A 26596-nucleotide genomic window follows, 5' to 3' on the forward strand; every position below is an offset into this window, starting at 1 on the left:
CCACCGACGCGTACGTCCGCGCCGGGTCAGACAGATACAACGCGACGGCGTCCGCCTTGAACTCCGGCGGATACGACTTCATCGCCACGTGGACCCGCCCGGGGGTGGGCCGCAGCCCCGCCACGTTGCAGAAGGAGGCGGGGTTGCGCAGCGAGCCGCCCATGTCGGAGCCGTCGGCCAGCGCCACCATGCCGGTGGCCAGCGCGGCGGCGGCCCCGCCGCTGCTGCCCCCGGCCGACCTGGTCAGGTCGTAGGGGTTGCGGGTGGCGCCGAAGATCTCGTTCACGGTGTGCGAGCCGGTGCCGAACTCCGGGGTGTTGGTCTTGCCGACCGTGATCGCCCCGGCCTCGCGCATCCGCCGCACGATCGGCGCGTCGGTGTCGGGGACGTGGTCGGCGAAGAGCGGCGAGCCGTACGTGGTGCGGATCCCCGCGGTGTCGGCCAGGTCCTTGTGCGCGACCGGCAGCCCGTGCAGCGGTCCTCGCCAGTGGCCGCGGGCCAGGTCCCGGTCGGCCTCCTCCGCCTCCCGCCTGGCGCGCTCGGCGGTCAGCGTGACGATCGCGTTGACCTCCGGGTTGACCTCCTCGATCCGCCGCAGGTGCGCCTCGAGCAGCTCGACCGCGCTGACCTGCCTGGTGCGCAGCAGTTCGAGCATCTCGGTAGCGGTCAGGTAGTGCATCTGTCCCCCGATCGGTACGGCCGTCGCAGACGAGTCTGGCCGAACGCCGTCGTGTGCCGCCTCGGCAACCTTCGACAGGACGGCCCGGGGACCTCCGGCCTACCTTGTGCGGCGGGCCGGGGTTTCGCCGGCTCTCCTTCGACAGGACGGCCCGGGGACCTCCGGCCTACCTTGTGCGGCGGGCCGGGGTTTCGCCGGCTCTCCCTGGGCCGGAATCCCTCCGCTAGCCGCTCTTGCCGATGGGCGCGGTGACGGCCCCGGTGAGGCGTACCAGCTCCGAGGGGGAGGTCTCGATCTGCAGCCCGCGCCGGCCGGCGGAGAAGTAGATCGTCGGAAAGTCCAGCGCGGAGGCGTCGACCACGGTCGGCAGGCGCTTGCGCTGTCCCAGCGGGCTGATGCCGCCGACCACGTAGCCGGTCACCCGCTCCACCTTGGCCGCGTCGGCCATCGCGGCCCGCTTGCTCCGCAGCGCCGCCGCGAACGCCTTGAGATCGAGTTTGCCCGCCACCGGCACCACCGCGACGGCCAGCCCGCCCTCCACCTCGGCCACCAGGGTCTTGAAGATCTGCCCGTACGGCACGCCGAGGGCGTCGGCCGCCTCCTCGCCGTAGGCCTGCGCGTTCGCGTCGTGCTCGTAGGGGTGCAGGGTGAAGTCGGCTCCCGCCTGGGTCAGGGCCACGGTCGCGGGGGTTCCCTGGCCGCCCTTGCTCTTGCTCTTGCTCACGGGGAAAGCGTAGCGGCTGGTTAAAATCTACATAGTAAAGGCGCTGTCCGGATAATGGACGCGACGATACCGGGTGGCGGACCTCCGTAGACTGAACGGGTGATTTCGCGTACCGATCTGCGAGGACCTCTTCCCGAGGACCTTCGCGATGTGCTGCCCCGCGCCGACCTCGACGTCGAGGCCGCCCTGGAGAAGGTGCGGCCCATCTGCGACGACGTGCATCATCGTGGGGTCGCCGCGGTGCGGGAGCTGACCGCCAGGTTCGACGGCGTCGAGCTGGAGTCCACCCGGGTGTCGGCCGAGGCGATCTCCGAGGCGCTGGAGAGGCTCGACCCGAAGGTCAGGGCGGCCCTGGAGGAGTCGATCCGCCGCGCCCGCCTCGTCCACCGTGACCAGCGGCGCACCGACGTCACCACCCAGGTCGTGCCGGGCGGCACCGTCACCGAGCGCTGGGTGCCCGTCGACCGGGTGGGGCTGTACGTCCCCGGCGGCCGGGCGGTCTACCCCTCCAGCGTGGTCATGAACGTCGTCCCCGCCCAGGAGGCGGGGGTGGCCTCCCTGGCGGTCTCCTCGCCCGCGCAGCGCGAATTCGACGGCCTGCCGCACCCGGCCATCCTGGCGGCGTGCGCGCTGCTCGGCGTGGACGAGGTCTACGCGGTCGGCGGCGCCCAGGCGGTGGCGATGTTCGCCTACGGCACCGAGGAGTGCCCGCCGGTCACCATGGTCACCGGCCCTGGCAACATCTGGGTCGCCGCGGCCAAGCGCCTGCTCAAGGGCCGTATCGGCATCGACTCCGAGGCGGGTCCGACCGAGATCGCGATCCTCGCCGACTCCACGGCCAACCCGGTGCACGTCGCCGCCGACCTGATCAGCCAGGCCGAGCACGACACGATCGCCGCCGCCGTGCTCGTCACCGACTCGGAGAAGCTGGCCGAGGCCGTCGAGCGGGAACTGCCCCGGCAGGTCGCCGCCACCAAGCACACCGAGCGGATCACCGAGGCGCTCTCCGGGCGCCAGTCCGGCATCCTGCTGGTCGACGACATGGAGGCGGGGCTGCGCGTCGTCGACGCCTACGCCGCCGAGCACCTGGAGATCCACGCCGCGGAGGCGTCCGCGCTGGCCGCCCGGGTCCGCAACGCCGGGGCGATCTTCGTCGGGGCGTACGCGCCGGTCTCGCTGGGCGACTACATGGCCGGTTCCAACCACGTGCTGCCCACCGGCGGCTGCGCCTGCCACTCGTCGGGGCTGTCGGTGCAGACGTTCCTGCGCGGCGTGCACGTCGTCGACTACAGCCGCGAGGCCCTGGCCGGTGCCGCCGCCCACGTGTGCGTGCTGGCCGACACCGAGGACCTGCCGGCGCACGGTGCGGCGATCAGGGCGCGGTTCGCCTGGGAGGTGCCCTCGTGAGTGCCCTTCCCTTTCCGGTTCGAGGTGGAGATCCCGTCGTGAAGCTCGAAGACCTGCCGATCCGAGACGATCTCCGGGGACGCACGCCGTACGGTGCCCCCCAGATCGACGTCCCGGTCAGGCTCAACACCAACGAGAACCCCTACGGGCCCTCGGACTCGCTGGTCGCCGAGCTGGCGGAGGCCGTACGGGGCGTCACCGCCGACCTCAACCGCTATCCCGACCGCGACGCGCTCGACCTGCGCCGGGAACTGGCCGGGTACCTCGGTCACGGCCTCGCCGTGGAGCAGGTCTGGGCCGCCAACGGCTCCAACGAGGTGCTCCAGCAGATCCTGCAGGCCTTCGGCGGCCACGGCCGCGCCGCGATGGGTTTCGAGCCGTCCTACTCGATGCACCCGATCATCACCACCGGGGCCTCGACCGAGTGGATCTCCGGGGCCCGTGAGGACGACTTCGGGATCGACCCGGGCAAGGCGGTCGCCGCGATCGAGGAGCACCGGCCCGACGTCGTCTTCCTGACCTCGCCCAACAACCCGACCGGCACCGCTTTGGACCCGGAGGTGATCGCCCGGATCGTCGAGGCGGCGCCGGGCATGGTGGTGGTGGACGAGGCCTACTTCGAGTTCGCCCGGACCGGCACCCCGTCGGCGCTGACCCTGCTGCCGGACAATCCCCGGCTGATCGTCACGCGGACGATGTCCAAGGCGTTCGCCATGGCCGGCACCCGGCTCGGTTACCTGGCCGCCCACCCGGCGGTGGTCGAGGCGTTGCTGCTGGTCCGCCTGCCGTACCACCTGTCCACGCTCACCCAGACGGCGGCGCGCGTCGCGCTCGCCCACCGCGCCGAGCTGCTCGGCGCCGTCGACGAGTTGCGGGCCGAGCGCGACGCCATCGTGGACTGGTTGCGCGCCCGGGGGCTGAAGGTCGCCGACTCGGACGCCAACTTCGTGTTGTTCGGGCTGTTTCCGGACCGGCGCGCGGTGTGGCAGGGCCTGCTGGACCGCGGGGTGCTGATCCGCGAGGTGGGACCGCCCGGGTGGCTGAGAGTGTCCATCGGAACGACAGAGGAGATGGCGGCGTTCCGCGCCGCCCTGGAGGAGATCCTGTGAGCATCACTGCCGGCGGCGAGGCCGCACCGCGTCGCGGTCGCGTCGAGCGCGTCACCAAGGAGACCTCGGTGCTGGTCGAGGTCGACCTCGACGGCACCGGGAACGTCGAGGTGTCCACCGGTGTCGGGTTCTTCGACCACATGCTGAACCAGCTCGGCAAGCACGGGCTGTTCGACCTGGTCGTGAAGACCGAGGGCGACCTGCACATCGACGCCCATCACACGATCGAGGACACCTCGCTCGCGCTGGGCGCCGCGTTCCGTGAGGCTCTGGGCGACAAGTCGGGCCTGCGGAGGTTCGGCAACGCCTCCTGCCCGCTGGACGAGTCGCTGGCGGAGGTCACGGTCGACCTGTCGGGGCGGCCCTACCTGGTGCACAGCGAGCCCGAGGGCATGGCTCCGATGATCGGTCCGGAGTACGACACGACGATGACCAGGCACATCCTGGAGTCGTTCGTCGCCCAGGCCGCCATCTGCCTGCACGTGCGCGTCCCCTACGGCCGCAACGCCCACCACATCGTGGAGGCGCAGTTCAAGGCCCTGGCCAGGGCGCTGCGGGCGGCATCCGAGCGTGATCCGCGCGCCACCGGGGTGCCGAGCACGAAGGGCGTGCTGTGATTTCTCCCGGCCGGAGGGGGCGGAGACGGTGAGCGACAACTGGTCGGCCATCGCGATGGCGTTCGTCGCGCTCTTCTTCGTGGGCGGGATCGTCTCATTCCTCAAACAGGGTCTGAAGAAGGGCGCGGTGCTGCTCACCGCCCTCGCGGCCCTGGCGACCACGGCGGCGGTGCTCTGGTGGTGAAGAAGGTGACCGTTCTTGACTACGGCTCGGGCAACCTCCGTTCGGCGGAGCGCGCGCTGGCCCGGGTCGGCGCGGAGGTCACGGTGACCGCCGACTACGAGGCGGCGATGGAGGCCGACGGGCTCGTCGTCCCCGGGGTGGGGGCGTTCGCCGCGTGCATGGCCGGGCTGCGCGCGGTGCGGGGTGAGCGGATCATCGCGCGGCGCCTGTCGGCCGGGCGGCCGGTGCTGGGCATCTGCGTCGGTATGCAGATCCTCTTCGAGGCGGGCGTCGAGCACGGCGTCACTACCGAGGGCTGCGGGGAGTGGCCGGGCACGGTGGAGTCCCTGGAGGCGCCGGTCCTGCCGCACATGGGCTGGAACACGGTCAAGGCGCCCGCCGAGACCGTGCTGTTCGCCGGGCTCGACGCGGATACCCGCTTCTACTTCGTGCACTCGTACGGCGTGCGGACCTGGAAGCTCCAGGCGGGGCCCGGGTTCGCCGACCCGCTGCTCACCTGGGCCGAGCACGGGGTGCCGTTCGTCGCGGCGGTGGAGAACGGCCCGCTGATGGCCACCCAGTTCCATCCGGAGAAGTCGGGCGACGCCGGAGCCCAGTTGCTCACCAACTGGCTCGGGACCGTCGGGTGAGTTCTTGATGGGCCTTTGATGAGTAAGGAACGGGCCAGGCGCAGGGCCGAGCGGGAGGCCGAGCAGGCGCGCTTGGCCGCGCTGCGCGCAGCGCGGGAGGCGCGGCTGGCGCGGCGGCGCGAGCGCATCGGCAAGGTGACCGCGTTGCTGCCGGGCAGGCCCGTCCGGATCGTCTCCCAGGGGGGCATCATGGCCCGCCGCCGCCGGGCGCAGAACGGCGTCGCGGCGGTGCTGTTCCTGATCGTGCAGGTGATCGTCTGGCTGCTGTGGTCCTCGTGGGCGGCGCGGTTCGGCGTGCTCGTGCTTTCCTTGCTGTTCGTTCCGCTTTTTCTCACCCTTGTCTTCGACCGGAGGTCTTGAACAGATGTCGCTTGAGCTGCTCCCCGCCGTGGACGTCGCCGACGGTCAGGCGGTCCGCCTGGTCCAGGGCGCGGCCGGCACCGAGACGTCGTACGGCGACCCCCTGTCCGCGGCGCTCGCCTGGCAGGAGGCCGGTGCCGAGTGGATTCACCTGGTCGACCTCGACGCGGCCTTCGGCCGGGGCAGCAACCGCGAGTTGCTCGCCACGGTGGTCGGCGCGCTGGATGTGAAGGTGGAGCTGTCCGGGGGCATTCGTGACGACGTCTCCCTGGAGCTCGCGCTGGCCACCGGCTGCCGCCGGGTGAACATCGGTACCGCGGCGCTGGAGAACCCCGTCTGGTGCTCCAAGATCATCTCTGAGTACGGTGACCGGGTCGCGATCGGCCTCGACGTCCGGGGGACCACCCTGGCCGCCCGGGGCTGGACCCAGGAGGGCGGCGACCTGTGGGAGGTGCTGGCCCGGCTGGAGAAGGACGGCTGCTCCCGCTACGTCGTCACCGACGTCACGAAGGACGGCACGCTGCGCGGCCCCAACCTGGACCTGCTCCGCGAGGTCTGCTCCCGTACCGACAAGCCGGTGGTCGCCAGCGGTGGGGTCTCGTCCCTGGAGGACCTGCGCGCGCTGGCCTCGCTGGTCCCGATCGGCGTCGAGGGGGCCATCGTGGGTAAGGCGCTGTACGCGCAGGCCTTCACCCTCGAAGACGCCCTCGCCGCCGTCCGTTCGTGAGGAGTCGTCGATGAGTGTCGCGGTACGAGTGATTCCCTGCCTGGACGTGGACGCCGGGCGGGTGGTCAAGGGCGTCAACTTCGAGAACCTGCGCGATGCCGGAGACCCGGTCGAGCTGGCCCGCCGCTATGACGCGGAGGGGGCCGACGAGCTGACGTTCCTCGACATCACGGCCTCCAGCTCCGACCGGTCGACGATGTACGACGTGGTCAGCCGGACGGCCGAGCAGGTGTTCATCCCGCTGACCGTGGGCGGGGGAGTGCGCTCGGTCGAGGATGTCGACAGGCTGCTGCGGGCGGGCGCGGACAAGGTGGGGCTGAACACCGCGGCGATCGCCAGGCCAGAGCTTCTGACCGAGGCCGCGCAGCGGTACGGGGCGCAGTGCATCGTGCTCTCGGTGGACGCCCGCCGGGTCGTCGACGGACCGCCGACGCCGTCCGGTTTCGAGGTGACCACGCACGGTGGTCGCCGGGGGACCGGGATCGACGCGGTGGAGTGGGCTCGGCGGGGTGCCGAACTGGGGGCGGGGGAGATCCTGCTCAACTCGATGGACGGTGACGGGACCCGGGACGGCTACGACCTGGAGATGATCCGGGCGGTACGGGCCGTGGTGTCGGTTCCGGTGATCGCCAGTGGTGGTGCGGGTTCTGTCGCCGATTTCCCTCCGGCGGTGGAGGCTGGGGCGGACGCCGTGCTGGCGGCGTCGGTGTTCCACTTCGGGCAGCTCAAGATCGGTGATGTGAAGGACGCTTTGCGGGGGGCGGGGTATCCCGTTCGCTGACGTCGTTCGTCGAGTGGCCGGGGCTGTTTCGTCTTGCCGGTCGGCGTGGTTCGCGCTGCGGTGGGCCGGTGTTCCGGGCGGCCGTCGTGGCGGGGGTCTGGTTCTTCAGGCCTCCGGCCTGCTCGGGCGCCTGGGGTTGCGCTTTCTTATACGCCGCCCGGAACACCGGCCCACCTTCGCGCACCTGGTGCTGTTCGTACGAGGTGCGGGCCGTAGTCGCTTTGTTTCCGGCCGCTCAGGGTACGTCCTGATGCTGAAGCCTTCGTCTGGGGTGGGTTGAGGGGCGGGCGCCGTAGCTGAAGCGCTGCTGCGGGAAGGAGCTCAGGGTTGGGCTTCTTCAGCCGCTCGGCACAGGTGGGCGGCCCGGCCCTGCACCGCGCGGCCACCGCGCTGATCGACCTGGTGCGGGAGCGGGCCGCGCGGCTGTGGCGGCTGCCGGTGGGGGAGGTGGTCTGGTCCGGCGGATTGTGCGTCACGAACGCAGAGAGGGGCTTGAAGTGTAGGAGAGAGCTTCTTGATGCGGTGCTGCGTAAGAGATGGCGGATTCTCGGCCCTTCAGTGTCGCCCTGCGCGGGGAGGCACTAAACCACCCTCTGCTGCGTTAGCTGAAGACTGTCGTGGTGAGCGACGAGGGAAAAGGCGTCCATGATGCGAACCGGTGTCGGGAGCACGACAACACCGAGTTCACATTCCTGGGGTTCACCTTCCGATCCCGTGCACCGGGTAGTTGGCGCGGAACACGTTGTGCGGGTCACGGGCCCGCTTGATCTCCCGCAGCCGCGCGAGCGCGCTGCCGGAGAAGGACATCGCCGCCGTTTCACCGGGGGACAGCACGGTGTACGGCTTGCGGCCGCTGATGTAGGCCTTCAGGTCGGCCACGACCTCGGCCTGCTTGGCGCGCGTCGTATCGGCCGCGTGCGGCAGGCCGAGACCCACCAGGCCGAGCAGGTACGGCTCAGCCACCGCGCCGCTCGCACCGGCCCCGCCGCCCGGCTCGGCGAGCGCCCCGCCCAGGTGCCTGATCTGCACGTTGATGAGCGGTTCGACCGGCTTGGCCAGCAGGAGCTCCACCGCCTCCGCGTCCAGGCCGGTGAGCAACTCCGCACGAGCGATGGATGGGGCCGGATCGGCGGGCTCAGCGGCGATGCCCCCCAGGCCGGCAACCGGGACGACGCCGCGGCTGTCGGAGATCGCGCCCTCGATCTTGTCGATGCGCGCCAGCAGGTCCTCCCCCTGAGCCGCCTCACCCAGGTAGGCCAGATCCAGCGTCACCATCGGCGACGCGCCGGGTGGCTGGAGCCGGTTGATCCAGACACTGAGCTCACGCGGCGCCGCGGCGGTGATCTCCAGAAACGCGTCGTACACCTCCCTGGTCCGGTGCTCCGGCCAGATCACCCGCCCGCCGTACAGGACTGGCGCGGGATACAGCTCGAGTTCGAGGGCGGTCACCACCGCGAAGTCCCCGCCACCGCCGCGCAGCGCCCAGAACAGCTCGGGATCGGACTCGGCGGTCACCCGGCCCGGCCGGCCATCGGCGTCCACGATGTCGATAGCCCGCACGCTGTCGGAGGCGAAGCCGTACTTGCGGCTGAACCAGCCGACCCCACCGCCCAGGGTGTAGCCGGCCACGCTGACCCCCGGCGCGCTGCCGGACAGGCCGGTCAGACCCAGCGGACCGGCCGCCACCAGCACCTGCCCCCACTTCACGCCCGCGCCCACCCGGACCACGCGCTCCTGCGCGCGTACCTCCACCTCGTTCAGCAGGCCGGTACGCAACAGGATCAGGCCTTCCACATCACCCGAGGCGCCATGCCCGCTCGGTTGCGCGGTCACCGTCATACCCGCCCGCCGCGCGTAACGCACGAGCGCCACCACGTCATCGGCATCCGCGGCCTCCGCCACGGCCGCCACCGGCTGCCTGACGGTCAGATTCCACGCGGTGGCCGCCTGTTCAAAGCCGTCGTCGTCGGGCAGGAGCACGCGCCCCTTGAGGACACCGCGCAGATCGTTGATCGTCATTGTCGTCTCCCTTTCTCGAGTTCTCAGAAAATGCGAAGGAATACCGTGCACCCCTTCGGGGCGTGCAGACGTCAGGCGGGCTGCGCGGTGGGTGCTGGGGCGGTGGCCTTGCGGGCCTTGCTGGTCTCGCGGAGGATCAGCAGGCCGGTGGCCGCGATCAGTGCCGAGGTCAGGCCGTGGATGCCGAACGCGGCGGCCATGGAGCCGTGGTGGGCCAGGACGTTGACCATGTCGCCGAACGGGGCGACGGCCACCATCAGCAGGACCCAGCCCAGGGCACGGCGGTGGCCCGTCACCAGCAGGGCGCCCATGGCCAGGCCCATCGCGATTTCGCGGCTGCTCTTCACGATAGGGAAGCCGCTGTCGCCAGAGGGCCAGTTCGGCAGGCCCGGGAAGGACGTCTCGAGGGGCAGGACGAAGGACAACCCGAGGTAGAGGGTGAACAGGACGACGGCGGTGGCCAGGACGGTGTTGAGCTTCTTCTGCGACATGGTTGTTCTCCTTTGATGTTCAGACTGGGCAGGGTTCAGCCGCGGACACGGCGGATGTGGCGGGCGTAGCGGGGGCTGCCGATGACGTGCCAGATGACGCGGACCGGGGCGGGCAGGCCGCTGAGGACGATGGCGCGCTCGGCCGGCTTCGCGTCTTCCAGGACGGCGCCGAAGAGCGTGAGCAGGGTGAGCTTGGGAGTGTTGTTCACCAGGTGGTCGCCCAGGGAGGCCCACTCCTGTTGTGTGATGTGCTTGGCCGCGAGCGGGAGGAGGGTGGCCTCCTCGTCGTCGAGGTGTTCCAGCAGGACCGCGTGGTGCTCGGAGAGGGCGGCCACGAGGGTGTCGCGTACGTCGGCGCCCGCGGTGGCCTCCCAGGCGGGGACCGTGGCGTCCAGCCTGCTCAGGGTGGCCGCGATGCGTTCGTGCTGAGCCTGCATGCGCAGGACGATGTCGGCCTCTAGGTCCACCCGGGAAAGCAGCGGCGGCCACAGCAGGTCGTCCTCGCCCTCGTGATGGTTGTGCAGGCCCATGCGGTAGACGCGGAAGTGGTCGGCGATCACCTTGGCGCGAGCGGTGTCACCCGGGGCGACGGCCGCGACGAGCTCCACCAGCAGCCGTGACTCACGGCGGAGCACGCGGTGGACGATCTCCATGTCCTGGGTGTTGACGCTCATCTGTTCCCGCCTTTCATCGGTTGCGACGTGTTCAGGCTGCTCCCGGGTATTTGGAGGGGGCTTGGAGCCAATTTGGAACGTCCACATACGATGTGCAGATCATGGTCTTCATCCGGGTGCTGGGCGCGTTCGCAGCGGAGGTGGACGGTGCGGCCGTTCACCTCGGCGGGCCGCGGCAGCGGGGCGTGCTGGCGTTGCTGGTGGCGGCGCGTGGGCAGGTCGTGCCGGTCGACCGGATGATCGAGGATCTGTGGCGCGGGGAGCCGCCCGCGCGGGCGCTGATGTCCCTGCAGGCGTATGTGTCCAACCTGCGTCGGTTGCTGGAGCCTGGACGTCCGCCGCGCACGCCGGCCCGGCTGCTGGTGAGCGCGGCGCCGGGTTATGCGCTGCGGCTGCCATCGGAGGCGGTGGACGCGTGGCGGTTCGAGGGCCTGCTGGGCCAAGCGCGTACGGACACCGACATACGCGCCGCGCAGGCTCGGCTCGCCGAGGCGCTGGGGTTGTGGCAGGGACCGGCGTTCGCCGAGGTCGCCGACGAGCCGTGGGCCGCCGCCGAGACGGCCCGGCTGAACGAGCTACGCTTGGTCGCCACCGAGCTGCACGTCGCGGCGGGTCTGCGCAGCGGCGACCCCGCCGCGGTGGTTCCCGAGGCCGAGCGGCTCACCCGCGACGAGCCCCTCCGCGAGGAAGGCTGGCGGCTGCACGCCCTGGCACTGTGGAGCAGCGGCCGCCAAGCCGACGCGCTGGCGACGCTTCGCCGCGCCCGCGGCATCCTCGCCGAGGAGCTCGGGCTCGACCCCGGCCCGGACCTGACGGCGTTGGAGGAGGCGATCCTCACCCAGCGCACAGACGTCCTACGCGCGACCGTGCCCCCGCCCCCGCTGACCGCCCCGCTGCCGCAGGTGGCCCCTCTCCCGGGGGCGGCTCCGATCGTCGAGGCGCCGTTCGTCGGACGCGAGGCACAGCTGTCGGCACTGGTCACGGCCGCCACCGAGGCCGCCACCGACGGCGCCCGCATCGCCCTTGTCACCGGCGAGGCCGGGCTCGGCAAGTCGACGCTGCTGGAACACCTCGGCAGGCGGCTCGAACGTGACGGGTGGCTGGTCGCCGTCGGCCGCTGCCCCGAGGTCGACAGCGCGCCGCCCGCGTGGGCCTGGACCGAGGCGCTGAGAGCCGCCGCCGCGACCACGTCCCCGGGCGAGTTCGCGGGAGACCTCGCGCCGCTGCTCACCGACACCGGAGCGGCGGACGACGACGCCACCGCCGGACGGTTCCGGCTGCGCCAAGCCGTGTGGAAGTGGCTCGCGGCGGTCGCCACGGAACGCCCGGTCGCCGTCGTGCTGGACGACCTGCACTGGGCGGACGCCGCCACGCTGGAACTGCTCGGCGGCGGCCTCGGCATGCGGGCCCCGATCCTGGTCGTCGCCGCGTACCGCGCGGACGAGAGCGGGCACCTCACAGAAACGCTGGCCTCCCTCGCGCGCGCCACGCCCCTCCGTCTGGCGCTGCCGGGGCTGAATGACGAGGCCGTCGCGGAGCTCGTACGGGCCGAATGCGAGGCCGACGAGGAGACCATCGCCGGGATCGCCGAGCGCACCGGCGGCAACCCGTTCTACGTGCGCGAAAGCGCCCGGCTGCTGAACGGCGAAGGCGCGCTGGTCGCCCTCTCCGAGGTCCCCGAAGGCGTACGGGACGTCCTGCGCCGACGGCTCGCACGTCTGCCAGAGGCAGGCGTGTCCGTCCTCCGGCTGGCCGCGGTCGCAGGCCGGGAAAGCTCAGTGGACGTCCTGGTAAAGGCCGCCGACACCGACGAGGACGGGGTGATGGACGCGCTGGACGCGGGCGTCATCGCCGGGCTCCTCGACGAGCCCGGCCCAGGCCTCATCCGCTTCGTCCACGCCCTCGTCAGGGACACGCTCATCGCCGACGTCAGCAGATTGCGTGCTACCCGGATGCACGCCCGGATCGCCGCCGCTCTTGAAGGCACCGACGACATCGCGGCGCTGGCCCACCACTACGCGCGCGCCGGCTCACCGAAGGCCGTCGGCTACTGCGTCCAGGCCGCCGAGCTTGCCGAGGCCCGCTACGCTCACGACGTGGCGGCCGCCCTTCTCACCGATGCCGTCACCAACTCGACCGGACCGGACGAACGCGTCGAATTGCTCGGCAGGCTGCTGCGCGCGCAGATCCGGGCGGGAGCCGTCGCAGCCGCCCGCGAAACACGACGTGAAGCCGTGGAGTACGCGGAGTCCCTGGGCCGCGACGACCTGATGATCGCCGCATTCACCGCGTGGACAGAGCCGACCCCCTGGCAGGCCCGTACGTACGGCACGGTGGACCGGCCCATCGTCGACCGCCTGAGCCGCCTGCTGAAGCGCGACCTGGCCCCTTCGGTGCGGTCCCGGCTCCTGATGGCGTACGCGCACGAACTGGTCGGCGAGGACGACCCGACGGTTGTAAAGGCAGCGCAGGAGGCACTCGACCTCGCCACCGGACCCCGGTTGCGGGCCGCGGCACTCGGGATCCTGGCCGAAGTCCACGGCGACGCCGAGCTCTGCCGGGAGCTCGTGGAGATCGGCACCGAGCACGACCTGCCGGTCTACCGCGTCACTGGGCTGCTCAATCATGCCGGCGTCGTCGCCGCCGCCAATGACCCGGTGACCATGCACCAGGTGATCACCGAGGCCCTGGAACTCGCGCGTACCTACCGAATGCGCGAGGCGATCGCCGTCGCCGAGATCACGCTGGCGAGCCTGGCGCTCATCGAAGGCCGATTCGCCGACGCCGAGCTCCTCTACATCAAGGCCGACGAGGGCATGCGGCGCATCGGATCGGTGCACACGGGCTTTCTGCAACTCGCCCTGGCCACGATCTGGCTGAACGAGGGCACGCTCGGTGCGCACCTGGACGACGTTCGCGCCCTCCACGCCGTGCTTGGCCCCATGGTCTCCGACCTGCTCGCGCTCGCCCTCCACGCCAACGGCCTGGACGCCGAAGCCCGCGAGGTCCGCGCGTCACCCAGCCCGATCCGCCCCGACTTCTTCTTCACCTTCCTCACAACGTTGCGCGCGATGGCCATCGTCGCCTTGAACGACCGCGACGCCGCCGAGGAGATCTACGCGACGCTGCTTCCGCATCGCAACGGCCCCCCGGCGGGCGCCGCGAGCCTGTCGTTGGCGCTGCGCCCGGTCGCCCACACCCTCGGTGAACTGGCCGTCTTCCTCGGCCGCACCGACGAGGCCGCCGCCCACCTCACCCAGGCCGCCACCATCGCCGACCACTGGAACGCACCCCACTGGGCCGCCGAGGCCCGGTTGCGAACGACCACCTAGTCTCTGCCCGCGGCGCCGCACATCTGTGACACAGAACTTGCATTATCTGTAACGCCGGCTGCCATCGGGCTGTGTCCGCCCAGCTCGGCGTCTGCCGCCACGACGGCGACTCGGCTACATCATGTGTCACATCGCCTGCCCGGAGGACGTCCGTGTCCGTCGTGTCCTTCCCCGGCCCGCCGACCCCGGCCGCCTCGCCGATAACGGCTGCGGTCGAGCGCTTCCTGGAGTCGGTGCAGGCGGCCACCACCCGCACCGGCTACGCCGAGACCTTCGCCCGCCTGACCGCCGTGACCGGGCCTCAGTATCCGGTCGCCACGCTGACGCCCGAGCAGTACGCCGCGGTGATGGAGCGCTGAACGACCGCGGCCGCCGCCACCTGGAACCGGCACCTGTCCGGCGACGTCTGTCCCGTCACCGGGCGGGGCCGCCTGTCCTACCCACGCGCCGAATACCTGTTCAAGACCGCCTCGGCCGAGCTCGACCCACACCGCCAGGGGTGGACCTTGCATCAGCTGCGTCATTCGGCGCTCCAGCATCTCGCGCAAGCCGGACGCACCGCGCCCGAGCTCCAGGCCCAGAGCCGCCACCAGCACCTGGCCGGCCTCGGCCGCGCGGCCGCCGTCCTTGGCCGTAGCCGAACCTCGGCTCGTCATCGCCCATGATCCCACCGTAGACGCCTCGCGACTGCCGTCCAGGCCCTGTGTATCGCCGCAGGTCAGGCAAATCCGTTGGAAATTTCCCCGGGACTACAGCGAGGCCGATCGAGAGCGCGGCCAAGGCCCTGTAGTGGTTCGTTGGCGTTTCCCGGCTCCTGGGTCGCACGTTCGCGCAGGTCGTTTAATTCGGGTCTGCCACCCAACCTTCTTGCCCCTCGTCGGCGTTTGTACCAGTCGGGAGGAGAAATATTGGATCGCAATGACAGCTTCCGTGAATTCGTGGACGCTCACCAGCAGTCGTTGATGCGCACGGCGTACCTGCTCACCGGAGACGCGCATCTTGCCGAGGACCTGCTGCAGAGTGTCCTGATCAAGATCATCAGGCGCTGGTCGAAGGTGCTGAGCCTTGACAGGCCGGAGGCGTACGCGCGGAAAGCGCTGGTGAACCAGCACATCTCATGGCTGCGGCGCCGGAGCGGGAGCGAACTTCCGCGGGCCGACCCCCCCGAGGTGGCCTATGCGAGCGAGGACTCCACGGTCATTCGGATCGTCGTGCGCCAGGCGCTCCTGCGGCTGCCCCCGAAACAGCGCGCGGTGATCGTCCTGCGTTTCTACGAGGACCGCACCGAACGTGAGACCGCCGAGCTGATGGGCTGTTCGGTCGGCACGGTCAAGAGCCAGGCCCATCAGGCACTGAACCGCTTACGAGCCCTGGCGCCGGAACTGGCCCCCAAATTCTCCGAACTGGAAGATCAGGCCGATACTCAGGAGGCACACCGATGACCTGGCTGCGGCAGGTGCTCGACGACATCGCCGAAGACTCCCCAAGGGTGGATCTGGCCGAGCGGACGATCAGAATCCACGAACGCAGGCGCCGGACCGTCACCGCACTCGTCGCGGCCGTCACGGTCACCGTCATCGTGCTCGGCGCGACGGCCGGGGTGCGGCTGCTGCCCACGGAACGGCAGGACTCCTCCGGGACCGGCGGAGTCGCCGATCTGCCGGACCGGGGAGTGGGCCCGCTGAGCCACGCGTACAAGACCTTCTGCAACCCGTCCGAAGGCGCGGCCCCGCCGGACTGCAGGGACGGCGCCTGGCGGGTGGTCACCCGCGCGGGGAGGACCTACCACGTTCCCGACGCGCTGACCGGCTTCAGCAGCCCGCTGGCGATCAGCCAGGACGGGCGCAGGATCGCCTACTACGCCGTCAAGGAGAGCACCTTCAAGGTCCGTGAGCTGGACAGCGGCGACGAACTGGCGGCTCCCGTCAAGATCCCCACAGCGTGGCTCGGCTCCATCTCCCACCTCCTGATGTCCGACGACGGCCGCTTCCTGGCGTTCACCAAGCGTCCTCCCCTGAAGGACCCGGCCATGCTGATCGACATGCGCGAGCGGATGACCCGGCCGCTGCCGAACGGGGGGAATCCCATCGGCATCTCCAAGGACGGCGACACCGTGATGCTGGCGGAGTATTCGCCCAAGTCCCGCCTGCAGATGATGTCCCACCTGTGGACGACGTCCACGGCCGGAAACCAGGCCGCGGTCACCCTCCCGCGGGCCTACAAGTTCGGCGCGCTGGCTCCCGACGGCGAAACGGTCGTCGGGCTGGAGAACCGTATGACCAGTAACTTCAAGCCGTGCCTGACGGGCGCCCTCGCACACCTGGACGCGAGGACCGGCAAGGTGCGCCGGAAGGTCACGGTGAGCGGCCTGCCCACGAAGACCCACAACGTCTCCCTGCGCGCCTGGCTGAACCCCAGGGAGATCACCGTCATCGCCATTCCCAACCCGGTGTGCATGGGCAAACTGCTTCCCGCGGCGGATGACGCCCCGGCCACGACGACCGATCCGCCCTATGTGACCGTCACCGCCTACGCGCTGAACGTCGAAACCGGCAAGGCGCGGCGAATCGGCGGCTACACGGCGCAGGACTTCTTCGGCCTGGTCCTGCCGGGTCACGAGGGGACGCTCTGACGGCATCCGGACCGGGCGGTGTTTCGGTTCGGGAAGGCGGTCAGAAGACGCGGAAGTGGTGGAACAGCTCGTAGGCGGTGTTGTGGGCCGCGAAGGAGCGGGCCTCGGAGCGTTTGACGGCGAGGTAGGCGGAGGCGCGCAGCGGGCCGAGGGCGTGCATGAGGAGTTCGTCGGCCTCCAGAGCGTCCAGGGCCTCGTCCAGGGAGGCCGGAAGGCGGGGGACCTGGCCGGCGGGGAGGGTGGCGGGGTCGACACCGACGGGGGCACCGGGGGCGAGCCGGCGGCGGATGCCGTCCAGGCCGGCGTGGATGACGGCGCCGAGCGACAGATAGGGGTTGGCCGAGGAGTCGGAGGGCTTCAGCTCCAGGTTGGTGGACGCCGCGGCGTCCCGGCCGGTGGGGGAGCAGATGCGCACCGCGGCCTCGCGGTTGTCCATTCCGTAGCAGGCGTACGCGCTCGACCATGCCCTCGGGGTGAGACGCCGGAAGCTGTTCACCGAGCCGCAGGTCAGCGCGGTGAGCGCGGGCAGGTGGGCGATCAGGCCGCCGATGAAGTGGTAGGCCGTGACCGACAGGCCATACCGGTCGGAGGGGTCGGCGAAGACGTTGGTGCGCAGGGCGGGGTCCCAGAGGGACAGGTGCAGGTGGGTGCCGTTGCCCGCCTGGTCGGCAAGGGGTTTGGGGGCGAGGGAGGCCCACATCGACATGCGGGTGGCGACGCCCCTGACGGTCTCGCGGTAGATCAGGTGGTTGTCGGCGGCGTGCAGGGCGGAGGCGTGGCGGATCGACAGCTCCTGCTGGCCGTGGCCCAGTTCCGGGTGGTAGTGCTCGACCCGCAGGCCCTGGCTCTCCAGGGCGTGGACCAAAGTCGTCGCGTAGTCGTGGGCCTGGTTGAAGCCGGTCGTCGAGTAGCAGAGGCTGTCGTCGGCGGGGACCAGGCGGTCCAGGCCGCCCTCGGGGTCGGGTTCGCGGCGGCCGAGGGTGAACTCGGGTTCGAAGGCGGCGACGAGGACACGGCCCTCGTCGGCCAGGGCGGCCACGGCCTCGCGCAGGAAGGTGCGCGGGCAGGCGGGCCAGGGGGAGCCGTCGACCTGGCGCAGGTCCGACAGCATGGCGGCCGAGCCGGGGGCGTAGGGCAACTGGACGAAGGTGGCCGGGTCGGGGACGAGACGGACCTCGCCGACCGGGCCGAGCCCCTTGACGTCCTGGAGTTCGTCGAGCATGTTCATCGCCATCATCGCGACGGTGTGCCCGATGCCGGTACGGAGCCGTTCGGCCAGCAGGGAGTGGGAGGTGGCCTTACCCCTGATCACGCCGCCGTGGTCGGCGTACAGGAAGCGGATCAGTTTGATGCCGTCGGTGTTGACGCGTTCGGTGACACGTTCGATGACGCGTCGTGTCGCGGAGTCGAGCGTGTCGGCTCCGCCGGCGTCGTGATGATCTCCCACGCTTTCTGCGTAACACGTCTCCGGGGAGAGTGGAAGCACCTTGGTGTTTCCCCCGGATCGGTTCGGGGGGTTCCAACGGTCTTTGACCTGTTGTCATGCGGTGGAACCCTGCTGCCGCAGGGTGTTCGGCGTCGCGGGGGCGGCCGGAGGGAAGGAGGCCGGGGCTGAGGGGAGCGGGCGGGCGCAGCGGCAGGTGATGGTGATCGTCACCGCGCCGGTGGCGCAGGCACCGGAGGGAGTGCACGCCTCGACCGGGACCGTCCAGATGCCGGGCACCCGGGAGGCGCCGCCGAGCAGGCCGTCGGCGTCGAGCGTGATCCCGGTGGGCAGCAGGGTGGGGTCGGCCACCCTGAAACCGAGCGTCGCGCCGGTCGGGTTGGCCAGGGTGATCCTGCCCTTCAGCGGCCGGTCGACGGAGGCGCCGAAGTGGCCGAGGAACGGGTGGGCGGAGGGCGGCGGGGGAACGGCGCCCCGCCCGACGGGCCGTTCGGTTCCGTCGCCGGCCGCCGTCCCTACCGTTGCCGGGCCCTTGAAGCCGGACGCCGGGGTGGAGGCCGGTGACGGGGCGGGGGACGGTGTCTGGACGGATGCAGGGGTCGCGAAGGCGACCTGTGAGGTCGCCGGTAGGCCGAACGTGACGGCTCCGGCGATGAGCGACCCGACCAGGGAGAAACCCCGCGTGCCCCGCATGAACGATCCCCCCGTACGAGAAACGGACCTCCCCCTCAAGGTGCCGGAAAGATCATCAAGGGAGTGCCGTGATGTTTCCCGTGGTCATCCATGATCGGGTCAGGGCGTTCGCCGCGCGGCTCTGGGCGGCGGGTGGGGTTTCGTCGGGGGGCTCACGGGCAGGGGGGCGGCGGCGGCCTACGGCGATCCTTGTGATGCGCTCTCGGGATCGGCGAAGCAAGCGGTGCGGCGGTCTGGTGCCGGGGGAGTGTGGCGCTCCCCCGTGGATCGGTCAGGAGCGCGGATGACATGGTTCGGGGCGGGGGGTTCCCGCCGGTCGGTCAGCTAAGTACTCGTGTCACGAACAGAGCCAACTGGTCTGCTCCCCTCACGATCCCGTCGAAGACTCCGTTGACCGCGCCCGCCGCCTCGGCGGGCTTGGTGAACAGATAGAAGACCACGAACGCTACCCCGAGGTAGGTGAGGACCTTCTTGACCTGCATGGGGGCCTCCTGGCAGTTCCAATCCCAGCCGTATATACCCGAATTTTATCGATCTTTGGCATCTGCGGCCCGGGTGGCTCCCGGATTTTGATGATCATACCCATCCCACAGGGGCAAACCATGGTCTGGTCGCGAGTTTGGCATAGGTCACACCAGCCATCGTGCGGTGGCCGGGGTGCTCCTGTCCAATCCTCACAGCCAGGTATACCGGTAGGGCTAGGGGCGGGCGGCGGGATCGCGAATACCGGTGTGCGGTGACCCCTGCCGAAAAAACCAAGGGGGCTTGGTGTCCGGTGGCATCCGGTCGCCCCGGGCCCCGGGCGAGACCGTGGGCCGATCGCGCGACGCCTGGCGTGTGCGTGTCCCGGCTCGGTCACGATCTCGCGCGGGCCGTGAGCGAGCCGGCCGGGCGCACGGCCCTCAGACGCCCAGGGGGGCGTCCATCAGCCTGGCCACCGCCTCGTCGTCGCCGCTCAGGTCGACCTTGGCGTGGGCCTGGCGGCCGAAGCAGAACAGCAGCAGTTCCCCGGCCCGGCCCGTCACCTCGACCTGCTGCGTGGCGTCCTTGGAACCGCCGATGGCGACGCCTCCGCCGATGCGGTGCAGGACCACCCGGACGGGGGAGCGGCGGAGGAACACCCGGATGCCGGCGCGGATCTGCTTCCAGAACCTCTCCTCAAGGTCGGCGGGCAGCTCGCGCGGCTCCCAGACCCGCTGTGCGCGCCGCACGTCCTCGTGGTGGATGAAGAACTCCACCGTGTTGACGGTCTGGTCGAGGCCGGGAAGGCGGTAGGGCCCGGACGGCCCCGAGCGCACGAGCTCGACGAGGCCCGGGTAGCCCTTTCTGGTCTTCAACGACTCCTGCACCCTGTCGGTGTATCCGGCCAGCGGCTTGAGGAGGATGCCTCCGAGCGCGTCGGCGCGGCGCTCGCGCAGGACGAGGTGGGCGGCGAGGTCGAAGGTGGTCCAGCCCTCGCAGAGCGTAGGGGCATCCGGGCCGAGCTGGGCGAACAGGTCGCTGAGCGCGGCGCGTTCGGCACGGGCGTGATTCATTTGATGATCCTAACAAGGTCGTTGTGTGAGCAACCAGAGGTGTGGGTGCGATCTTGTCGGAGGTGGTTCGGGAATAACCGCATGATCCAGGGTGATAGGGACTTAGGTAGCAATGTTTCCCGTCGAAAGGACACCTCCCGCGTGGCGAGCAAGGTGACCACCGCAGTCATGCGACAGGGGCTCGGTGTCCTCGGGGTGGCGATCCGGGCTGAAAAGCCGATCTTCGCTGCCGCGGTGCTGTCCAGCGCCCTGTACGGCCTGATGACCGTCGCCGCGGCGTGGGCGCTCGGCTGGGCGACCGACCACGTCGTGCTGCCCGCCTTCGAGGACGGGCGGATCACGACCGGCGCGCTGGCCTTCGGCGCGCTCCTCATCCTCGGGGTCTCCCTGCTCAAGGCGCTGGGCGTGGCGGGACGGCGGTATTTCGCCGGGGTCATGCAGTACCGGATGCAGGCCCGCTCCCGCCGGGACGTCACCCGGCAGTATCTGAGGCTCCCGCTGGCCTGGCACCACAGGCACCCGACCGGGCAGCTGCTGTCGAACGCCGGCTCCGACGTCGAGGCCGCCTGGGCGCCGCTCGCGCCGCTGCCGATGGCGGTCGGCGTCGTGGTGATGCTGGTCACCGCGGCCGTCGCAATGGTGATCACCGACCCGATCCTCGCCCTCGTCGGTTTCCTGGTCTTTCCCGCGATCGCCGTGCTCAACCTGGTCTACCAGCGAAGGCTCAACCCGCTGGCCACCCGCGCCCAGCAGCTGCGCGCCGAGGTCAGCGAGATCGCCCACGAGAGCTTCGACGGCGCCCTGGTCGTCAAGACCCTCGGCCGCGAGGACGAGGAGACCGCCAGGTTCCTGGCCAAGGCCCATGAGCTGCGCGACGCCAACATCGCCGTCGGCCGGGTCCGCGGCCTGTTCGACCCGGTGCTTGAGGCGCTGCCCACCCTGGGCGTGCTCGCCGTGCTGCTGATCGGCGCGATGCGGCTGGAGAGCGGCGCGATCGGCTCCGGCGTGCTCGTCCAGGTCGCCTACCTGTTCACCCTGCTGGCCTTCCCGATCCGCGCGCTGGGCTGGGTGCTCGCCGAGCTGCCCCGGGCCGTCGTCGGCTACGGGCGGATCAGGGCGGTGCTCGACGCGACCGGCTCCATGGAGCACGGCGCCGTCGAGCTGACCGGCGCCGACCCCGCCAGGTTGGAGGTCCGCGACCTCGGTTACGCCTACGGCGGCGGTGACGGTGACAGTGACGGTGACGGTGACTTCCCCGTCCTGCACGACGTGAGCCTGGAGGTCGCCCCCGGCCGCACCGTCGCCCTGGTCGGCCCCACCGGGTCCGGCAAGTCCACGCTCGCCCAGACCTTCGTCCGCCTGGTCGATCCGGCGCGGGGCACCGTCCTGCTGGACGGCACGGACCTGCGCGAGGTCACCAGGGGCGGGGTCAGCGACGTGGTGGCGTTGGTGCCGCAGCAGACGTTCCTGTTCGACGACACCGTACGGGGCAACGTCACCCTCGGCCTGCCGGTCGGCGACGAGGACGTCTGGGCGGCGCTGCGCCTGGCCCAGGCCGAGGGGTTCGTCAGCGCCCTTCCCTCGGGGCTGGACACCAAGGTCGGCGAGCGCGGCACCAGCCTCTCCGGTGGCCAGCGCCAGCGGATCGCGCTGGCCCGTGCGCTGGTGCGCCGCCCCCGGCTGCTCGTCCTGGACGACGCCACCTCCAGCGTCGACCCGCAGGTCGAGGCCAGGATCCTGTACGGGCTGAGGGACGCTGCCCAGGCCTCCACGGTGGTCGTCATCGCCTACCGGATGGCCACCATCGCCCTGGCCGACGAGGTCGTCTACCTGGAGCACGGCCGGGTCGTGGACCGGGGCGGCCACGCGGAGCTGCTCGCCCGCTGCGCGGGCTACCGCAATCTGGTCACCGCCTACGAACGTCAGGAAGCCGAGCGCGAGGCGCTCGACGCCGAGCAAGAGGAAGAGGTCAGCGCTTGAGCTCGCTTCAGGGGGTCGAGCGTTCCGGGGTGGCCACCGTCAGGCACGGGCTGTCACTCACGCCGGAGTTCCGCAAGGGGCTGGCCGGAACGCTCGTGCTGGCCGTGGTCGCCACGGTCGGCAAGATCATCGTACCGATCGCGGTCCAGCAGACCATCGACACCGGGCTCGGCGGAGCGAGCCCCGACCTGGCCTACGTGCGCACCGCGGTGCTGCTGTGCGCCGCCGCCGTGGCGCTCACCGCGCTGTGTGGATACCTGATGAACGTCCGCCTCTACCGGGCCACCGAGTCCTCCCTGGCCGCGCTCAGGGTGCGCGGCTTCCGGCACGTGCACGACCTGTCGGTGCTCACCCAGAACTCCGAGCGGCGCGGCGCCCTCGTCTCCCGGGTCACCGGCGATGTCGACCAGATCAGCACGTTCATGCAGTGGGGCGGGCTGATGATCATCATCACCCCGGGGCAGCTCCTGGTCGCCACCGTGCTGATGTTCGTCTACTCCTGGCAGCTCACCCTGGTGGTGTGGGCCTGCTTCCTGCCGCTCATGGTCGTGCTGCCGCGCTTCCAGCGGTGGCTCTCCGGCGCCTACACCCGGGTCCGCGAGCGCACCGGCGACATGCTCTCGGCGGTCAGCGAGTCGGTGGTGGGCGCCGCGGTGATCAGGGCCCACGGCTCCGAGGCCCGTACGGCGGAAAGGCTCGACGTCGCGATCGACGCCAACAAGGCGGCGCAGGCCCGCACCCAGCGGATCGTCGCGACGGTGTTCCCGCTGACCGAGATCGTCGCCTCGGTGGCCCTGGCCGCCGTGGTGCTGGTCGGGGTGCGGCTCGGCCTGGCCGGCGAGATCAGCGTGGGGAGCCTGGTCGCCTTCCTGTTCCTCATCACGCTCTTCGTCTCGCCGATGCAGATCGCCACCGAGGTGCTCAACGAGGCGCAGAACGCCGTCGCCGGATGGCGGCGCATCCTCGGCGTGCTCGACACCCCGCCCGACGTCGCCGACCCCGGCCCGGAGGGCGTCGAGCTGCCGCGCGGCCCCATCTCGGTCTCCTTCGAGAACGTCGGGTTCGCCTATCCCGGCGGGGTGCCGGTGCTGCACGAGGTCTCGGCGGACATCCCGCCCCGCTCGCGGATCGCCGTGGTGGGGGAGACCGGTTCCGGCAAGACCACCTTCGCCAAGCTGCTCACCCGTCTGATGGACCCCGTCTCGGGACGGATCACGGTGGACGGCCACGACCTGCGGACCGTCAGGTTCTCCTCGCTGCGCCGGCGCATCGTCATGGTCCCGCAGGACGGGTTCCTGTTCGACGGCACCCTGGCCGAGAACATCGCCTTCGGCCGCCCCTCGGCGACCGAGGAGGAGATCCGGCTGGCCATGACCGAGCTGGGGCTCGCCGACTGGCTGGAGGGGCTGCCCGCCGACCTGTCGACCAGGGTGGGCCAGCGCGGCGAGTCGCTGTCGGCCGGCGAGCGCCAGCTCGTCGCGCTCGCCCGCGCCTACCTGGCGGATCCCGACCTGCTGCTGCTGGACGAGGCCACCTCCGCGGTGGACCCGGCGACGGAGGTACGGCTGGCCCGCGCCCTGGAGGGGGTCACCCGGGGCCGCACCGCCGTCTCCATCGCCCACCGGCTCTCCACCGCCGAGGCGGCCGACGAGGTGTTCGTCTTCGACCGGGGCCGGATCGTGCAGCGCGGCCCGCACGCCGAGCTGGTACGGCAGCCGGGCGTCTACGCCGACCTGTACGCCTCCTGGGTCTCGTCGGCCCGTTCCTAGGAAGTCGGGGCGGTCGGTGTCCGGCGGACGTCCTCTCCGGCGCTCCCCGGCGGGCGGTGGCACGGTCAGCCGGTCCGCGCTTCCCGGATGGTCTTCTCGAAGGGGTGGGGGCCGATCGTCTCGGGATCGGCGTCCTGGTCGTAGAGCGGGGTGTATCCGGTCGCGAGATACAGCCCGGCGGCCTCGGGCTGGCGGGGACCGGTGGTCAGGTAGATCCTGCGGTAGCCCTGCCGCGCGGCCTCCCGCTCCAGCTCCCGGACGACGGCGACGCCCAGGCCGCGCCGCCGGTGGTCCGGGTGGGTCCAGATCCGCTTGAGCTCGGCGGTCTCCTCGTCGCGGCGGAAGAACGCGCCCCCGGCGACGGTCTGTCCGTCCTCGGCGAGGATGAGGAACGCACCCCCCTGCTCAGGGGTGAACCGCTCGTCGGGGTAGCGGTTGATCTCCTCGTTGGGGCCGTACCGGCTGTTGTACTCGGCGTGCAGGTCCTCAAGGAGCGGCCTGACCCGCGGGTCGCGGACGGCCACGTGGTGCGCCTCGACGGTTGTGCCGGTCCGTCGTGGGAGGGGTGTCGTCCGGAGGATGTTCTCGGCTCCGGGGGCGGGCCTGGTGGAGTCGACCGTCACTTGGGCTGCCTCGGCAGGCCGGGCGGGTTGATCAGCGACTTGGGCAGCGCCTCGTTCTCCAGGCCCCAGCGCTTGAGCACCTCAAGATACCTGCCGTTCTCGATCAGCGTGTTGATCGCCTCGTTGACCGGCTGGACCAGGCCGTTGCCCTTCAGGGTCATGACCGCGATCAGGCCCTCGACCGACCCGCCGCCCGAGAGCGTCCCGACGATCCTGCTGTCGCCGCCGACGGCGACCTGGTAGGCGATGGGCGGGTTCGGGCCCAGGTAGGCCTGGATGCGGCCGGATTTCAGGGCGAGCAGGACGTCGCCGTACTTCTGGTAGTACTGGATCTGCGCGGCCTTGAGCCCGGCCTTCTGGTTCTGCGCGTCCCACTCCAGCAGGATCTTCTCCTGGTTGGTGCCCGATCCGACCGACACGTTCAGCCCGGCGATGTCGGCGGGCTTCTCGATCTTGGTGATCTGGCTGGAGGCGCCCACCTGCCAGGCGAGCTGGTCCACCCGGTAGGTGGCGAAGTCGTAGATGTCCTTGCGCTCCTCGGTCACCGTGACATTGTTGAGCACCGCGTGGTACTTGCCGGACTTGACGGCCAGGAACAGGTTCTCCCAGGAGGTGTTCTCCTCCCTCACCTTCAGGCCCAGCACGTCGGCGATCAGATGGGCGATATCGGTCTCCACCCCGATCAGGGTGGTGTCGTCGTCGGCCAGGGACACCAGGGGCGGCGCGCCCTCGCCGTTGAAGCCCACGATGAGCTCGCCCTTGGACCGGATCGCCTCGGGGACCTTGGCGGCGATCGCGTCCACCTTGTCGGCGCGGATCCGGTTCTGCTCCGGCGAGGTGTTGATCCTGACTCCGCCGGCCGTGGACGGGGCGGCGGATGGGACCGCGGCATTGGCGGTGGTGCCGGCGGAGGGCTCGGCGGTGCCGCAGGCGGCGGCGAGGAGGAGAGGCAGGGCGATGGCGGCGGGGGCGAGCCTTGATATGAACGACATGTCGATCCTTGTTCAGGTTGGGCGGGGTCAGAGGACCTTGCTGAGAAAAAGACGGGTTCGCTCGTGCCTGGGGGCGTCCAGCACCTCGGCGGGAGGGCCCTGCTCGACGATCCGGCCCTCGTCCATGAAGACCACCGTGTCGGCGACCTCGCGGGCGAAGCCGACCTCGTGGGTGACGACGATCATCGTGGTGCCGCTCCCGGCGAGGCCCTTCACCGTGTCGAGCACCTCACCGACGAGTTCGGGATCCAGCGCGGACGTCGGCTCGTCGAAGAGGATGACCTTGGGCTCCAGGGCCAGGGCGCGGGCGATGGCCACCCGCTGCTGCTGGCCGCCGGAGAGCCGGCCGGGGTAGGAGTGGGCCTTGTCGGCGAGCCCGACGCGCTCAAGCAGCCGGGTCGCCAGCGCGTTCACCTCCGCCTTCGGCCTGCGCTGGGCCGAAAGGGGCGCCTCGGTGACGTTCTGGTGCACGGTCAGGTGCGGGAAGAGGTTGAAGTTCTGGAAGACGAAACCGATCTTGGTTCGCTGCCGGAGGATCTCGCGCTCGGGCAGTTCGTACAGCCGGTCGCCGACCCCGCGGTAGCCGACCAGCTCGCCGTCGACGCTGATCGACCCGCTGTCCACCTTCTCCAGGTGGTTGACGGTGCGCAGTAGCGTCGACTTGCCCGACCCCGACGGGCCCAGGATCACCGTGACCTCGCCGGGGTCGACCCGCAGGTCCACCCCGCGCAGCACTTCAAGCGACCCGAAACTCTTGTGCACGCCCCGCAGTTCGACCATCGCGGTGCTCATGCGCGGCCCCTGCCGTAGTACCGCTCGATGTAGTGCTGCGCGACGGACATCACCGAGGTCATGACGAGGTACCAGATGGTCGCGACCAGCAGCAGGGCGATGACCCGGCCGTTGCGGTTGTAGATGACCTGTACCTGGTAGAAGAGCTCGGGCAGAGCCATGATGTAGACGACCGAGGTGCCCTTTACCAGGCCGATGATCTCGTTACCCGCGGTCGGCACGATCGACCGCATGGCCTGCGGCAGGACGATCCGGAACAGCTGCCTGGTCCTGGGGATGCCCAGTGCGGCGGCGGCCTCCCGCTGGCCGTGGTCCACCGAGAGCAGCCCCGCCCGGACGATCTCCGCGGCGTAGGCGGCCTGGTGCAGGGCGAGGCCGAGCGCGGCGGCGGTGACCGGGCCGA

General features: G+C 70.7%; 28 protein-coding genes. 15 read left to right on the forward strand and 13 right to left on the reverse strand.

The window, feature by feature from the left end; genetic code table 11:
* Both ABZ260_RS16730 and ybaK read right to left on the reverse strand, forming a co-directional pair.
* Positions 1 to 679 (reverse strand): amidase family protein (locus ABZ260_RS16730; protein ID WP_355617857.1); only part of this gene is annotated, 679 nt, incomplete at its 3' end.
* 223 nt (positions 680 to 902) lie between these two features.
* Positions 903 to 1403, reverse strand: coding sequence for a Cys-tRNA(Pro) deacylase (ybaK, locus tag ABZ260_RS16735; protein ID WP_030919497.1), 501 nt, complete (start codon positions 1401 to 1403; stop codon positions 903 to 905).
* A 99-nt stretch (positions 1404 to 1502) separates the two neighbouring features.
* On the opposite strand from ybaK, the gene hisD reads away from it, so the two are divergent.
* From hisD to ABZ260_RS16780, 9 genes are all read left to right on the forward strand, one after another.
* A complete protein-coding gene (gene hisD, locus ABZ260_RS16740) occupies positions 1503 to 2810 on the forward strand; it encodes a histidinol dehydrogenase (protein WP_355617860.1) in 1308 nt (435 codons plus the stop codon).
* 38 nt (positions 2811 to 2848) lie between these two features.
* The gene (locus ABZ260_RS16745; protein WP_355617863.1) at positions 2849 to 3919 is read left to right on the forward strand and encodes a histidinol-phosphate transaminase; all 1071 of its coding nucleotides are present in this window, start codon (positions 2849 to 2851) and stop codon (positions 3917 to 3919) included.
* Complete coding sequence (gene hisB, locus ABZ260_RS16750; protein WP_030919489.1) at positions 3916 to 4536, forward strand: imidazoleglycerol-phosphate dehydratase HisB; 621 nt, start codon at positions 3916 to 3918, stop codon at positions 4534 to 4536. The genes ABZ260_RS16745 and hisB overlap by 4 nt, the downstream gene beginning before the upstream one ends.
* Positions 4537 to 4564: 28 nt before the next feature.
* Positions 4565 to 4720 (forward strand): hypothetical protein, encoded by a 156-nt coding sequence (locus tag ABZ260_RS16755; protein ID WP_355617866.1) that lies wholly within the window; start codon positions 4565 to 4567, stop codon positions 4718 to 4720.
* Positions 4714 to 5349: an imidazole glycerol phosphate synthase subunit HisH gene (hisH, locus tag ABZ260_RS16760; RefSeq protein ID WP_350922862.1), complete on the forward strand. Its 636-nt coding sequence runs from the start codon at positions 4714 to 4716 to the stop codon at positions 5347 to 5349. Before ABZ260_RS16755 ends, hisH begins: the two co-directional genes overlap by 7 nt.
* 18 nt (positions 5350 to 5367) lie before the next feature.
* The gene (locus tag ABZ260_RS16765; RefSeq protein ID WP_355550881.1) at positions 5368 to 5709 is read left to right on the forward strand and encodes a hypothetical protein; all 342 of its coding nucleotides are present in this window, start codon (positions 5368 to 5370) and stop codon (positions 5707 to 5709) included.
* Positions 5710 to 5713: 4 nt separating this feature from the next.
* A complete protein-coding gene (gene priA, locus ABZ260_RS16770) occupies positions 5714 to 6436 on the forward strand; it encodes a bifunctional 1-(5-phosphoribosyl)-5-((5-phosphoribosylamino)methylideneamino)imidazole-4-carboxamide isomerase/phosphoribosylanthranilate isomerase PriA (RefSeq protein ID WP_355550879.1) in 723 nt (240 codons plus the stop codon).
* 10 nt (positions 6437 to 6446) lie between these two features.
* Positions 6447 to 7217, forward strand: a complete 771-nt coding sequence (hisF, locus tag ABZ260_RS16775; protein WP_350922857.1) for an imidazole glycerol phosphate synthase subunit HisF — start codon at positions 6447 to 6449, stop codon at positions 7215 to 7217.
* 327 nt (positions 7218 to 7544) lie between these two features.
* Positions 7545 to 7802 carry a hypothetical protein gene (locus ABZ260_RS16780; protein ID WP_355617869.1) on the forward strand — a complete coding sequence of 86 codons (258 nt, stop codon included), beginning with the start codon at positions 7545 to 7547 and terminating at the stop codon, positions 7800 to 7802.
* Between the two features lie 114 nt (positions 7803 to 7916).
* Here the strand turns inward: ABZ260_RS16780 and ABZ260_RS16785 are convergent, their stop codons facing one another.
* From ABZ260_RS16785 to ABZ260_RS16795, 3 genes are all read right to left on the reverse strand, one after another.
* Entirely contained in the window at positions 7917 to 9236 is a 1320-nt protein-coding gene (locus ABZ260_RS16785) for an FAD-binding oxidoreductase (RefSeq protein ID WP_355617872.1), read from the reverse strand.
* A gap of 71 nt (positions 9237 to 9307) precedes the next feature.
* Complete coding sequence (locus tag ABZ260_RS16790; protein WP_355617875.1) at positions 9308 to 9727, reverse strand: DUF4267 domain-containing protein; 420 nt, start codon at positions 9725 to 9727, stop codon at positions 9308 to 9310.
* 35 nt (positions 9728 to 9762) lie between these two features.
* Entirely contained in the window at positions 9763 to 10401 is a 639-nt protein-coding gene (locus tag ABZ260_RS16795) for a hemerythrin domain-containing protein (protein ID WP_355617878.1), read from the reverse strand.
* A 101-nt stretch (positions 10402 to 10502) separates the two neighbouring features.
* Between ABZ260_RS16795 and ABZ260_RS16800 the strand changes: the two genes are divergently transcribed.
* The 4 genes from ABZ260_RS16800 to ABZ260_RS16815 all read left to right on the forward strand — a co-directional run bounded on the left by ABZ260_RS16800 (position 10503) and on the right by ABZ260_RS16815 (position 16365).
* Positions 10503 to 13733: a BTAD domain-containing putative transcriptional regulator gene (locus ABZ260_RS16800; protein ID WP_355617881.1), complete on the forward strand. Its 3231-nt coding sequence runs from the start codon at positions 10503 to 10505 to the stop codon at positions 13731 to 13733.
* A gap of 152 nt (positions 13734 to 13885) precedes the next feature.
* Complete coding sequence (locus ABZ260_RS16805) at positions 13886 to 14092, forward strand: hypothetical protein (RefSeq protein WP_355617884.1); 207 nt, start codon at positions 13886 to 13888, stop codon at positions 14090 to 14092.
* A 549-nt stretch (positions 14093 to 14641) separates the two neighbouring features.
* Positions 14642 to 15175: a SigE family RNA polymerase sigma factor gene (locus ABZ260_RS16810; protein WP_355617887.1), complete on the forward strand. Its 534-nt coding sequence runs from the start codon at positions 14642 to 14644 to the stop codon at positions 15173 to 15175.
* Entirely contained in the window at positions 15172 to 16365 is a 1194-nt protein-coding gene (locus ABZ260_RS16815; protein WP_355617890.1) for a hypothetical protein, read from the forward strand. Before ABZ260_RS16810 ends, ABZ260_RS16815 begins: the two co-directional genes overlap by 4 nt.
* A gap of 40 nt (positions 16366 to 16405) precedes the next feature.
* Here ABZ260_RS16815 and ABZ260_RS16820 read toward each other — a convergent pair whose 3' ends face one another.
* The 4 genes from ABZ260_RS16820 to ABZ260_RS16835 form a co-directional block, all read right to left on the reverse strand.
* On the reverse strand, positions 16406 to 17812 hold the full coding sequence (locus ABZ260_RS16820) for a glutamine synthetase family protein (protein ID WP_355617893.1): 1407 nt from the start codon (positions 17810 to 17812) through the stop codon (positions 16406 to 16408).
* Positions 17813 to 17905: 93 nt separating this feature from the next.
* Positions 17906 to 18502 (reverse strand): hypothetical protein, encoded by a 597-nt coding sequence (locus ABZ260_RS16825; RefSeq protein ID WP_355617896.1) that lies wholly within the window; start codon positions 18500 to 18502, stop codon positions 17906 to 17908.
* A gap of 320 nt (positions 18503 to 18822) precedes the next feature.
* Positions 18823 to 18984 carry a hypothetical protein gene (locus ABZ260_RS16830; protein ID WP_169750203.1) on the reverse strand — a complete coding sequence of 54 codons (162 nt, stop codon included), beginning with the start codon at positions 18982 to 18984 and terminating at the stop codon, positions 18823 to 18825.
* A 420-nt stretch (positions 18985 to 19404) separates the two neighbouring features.
* Positions 19405 to 20037 (reverse strand): TIGR03085 family metal-binding protein, encoded by a 633-nt coding sequence (locus ABZ260_RS16835; RefSeq protein WP_355617899.1) that lies wholly within the window; start codon positions 20035 to 20037, stop codon positions 19405 to 19407.
* 168 nt (positions 20038 to 20205) lie between these two features.
* Between ABZ260_RS16835 and ABZ260_RS16840 the strand changes: the two genes are divergently transcribed.
* Together ABZ260_RS16840 and ABZ260_RS16845 are read left to right on the forward strand one after the other, a co-directional pair.
* Positions 20206 to 22017, forward strand: a complete 1812-nt coding sequence (locus ABZ260_RS16840) for an ABC transporter ATP-binding protein (RefSeq protein ID WP_355617917.1) — start codon at positions 20206 to 20208, stop codon at positions 22015 to 22017.
* A complete protein-coding gene (locus ABZ260_RS16845) occupies positions 22014 to 23786 on the forward strand; it encodes an ABC transporter ATP-binding protein (protein WP_355617902.1) in 1773 nt (590 codons plus the stop codon). The genes ABZ260_RS16840 and ABZ260_RS16845 overlap by 4 nt, the downstream gene beginning before the upstream one ends.
* A gap of 65 nt (positions 23787 to 23851) precedes the next feature.
* On the opposite strand, the gene ABZ260_RS16850 is transcribed toward ABZ260_RS16845, so the two are convergent.
* The 4 genes from ABZ260_RS16850 to ABZ260_RS16865 all read right to left on the reverse strand — a co-directional run.
* A complete protein-coding gene (locus ABZ260_RS16850; RefSeq protein WP_355617905.1) occupies positions 23852 to 24409 on the reverse strand; it encodes a GNAT family N-acetyltransferase in 558 nt (185 codons plus the stop codon).
* Positions 24406 to 25401, reverse strand: coding sequence for a transporter substrate-binding domain-containing protein (locus tag ABZ260_RS16855; RefSeq protein WP_355617908.1), 996 nt, complete (start codon positions 25399 to 25401; stop codon positions 24406 to 24408). The genes ABZ260_RS16850 and ABZ260_RS16855 overlap by 4 nt, the downstream gene beginning before the upstream one ends.
* A 27-nt stretch (positions 25402 to 25428) precedes the next feature.
* Positions 25429 to 26193 (reverse strand): amino acid ABC transporter ATP-binding protein, encoded by a 765-nt coding sequence (locus ABZ260_RS16860; protein WP_355617911.1) that lies wholly within the window; start codon positions 26191 to 26193, stop codon positions 25429 to 25431.
* Positions 26190 to 26596: amino acid ABC transporter permease (locus tag ABZ260_RS16865; RefSeq protein ID WP_355617914.1), on the reverse strand; the 407-nt coding region annotated here is incomplete at its 5' end. The genes ABZ260_RS16860 and ABZ260_RS16865, both read right to left, overlap by 4 nt.

Source organism: Streptosporangium sp. NPDC006013, from assembly GCF_040614275.1.
Classification (GTDB): domain Bacteria; phylum Actinomycetota; class Actinomycetes; order Streptosporangiales; family Streptosporangiaceae; genus Streptosporangium.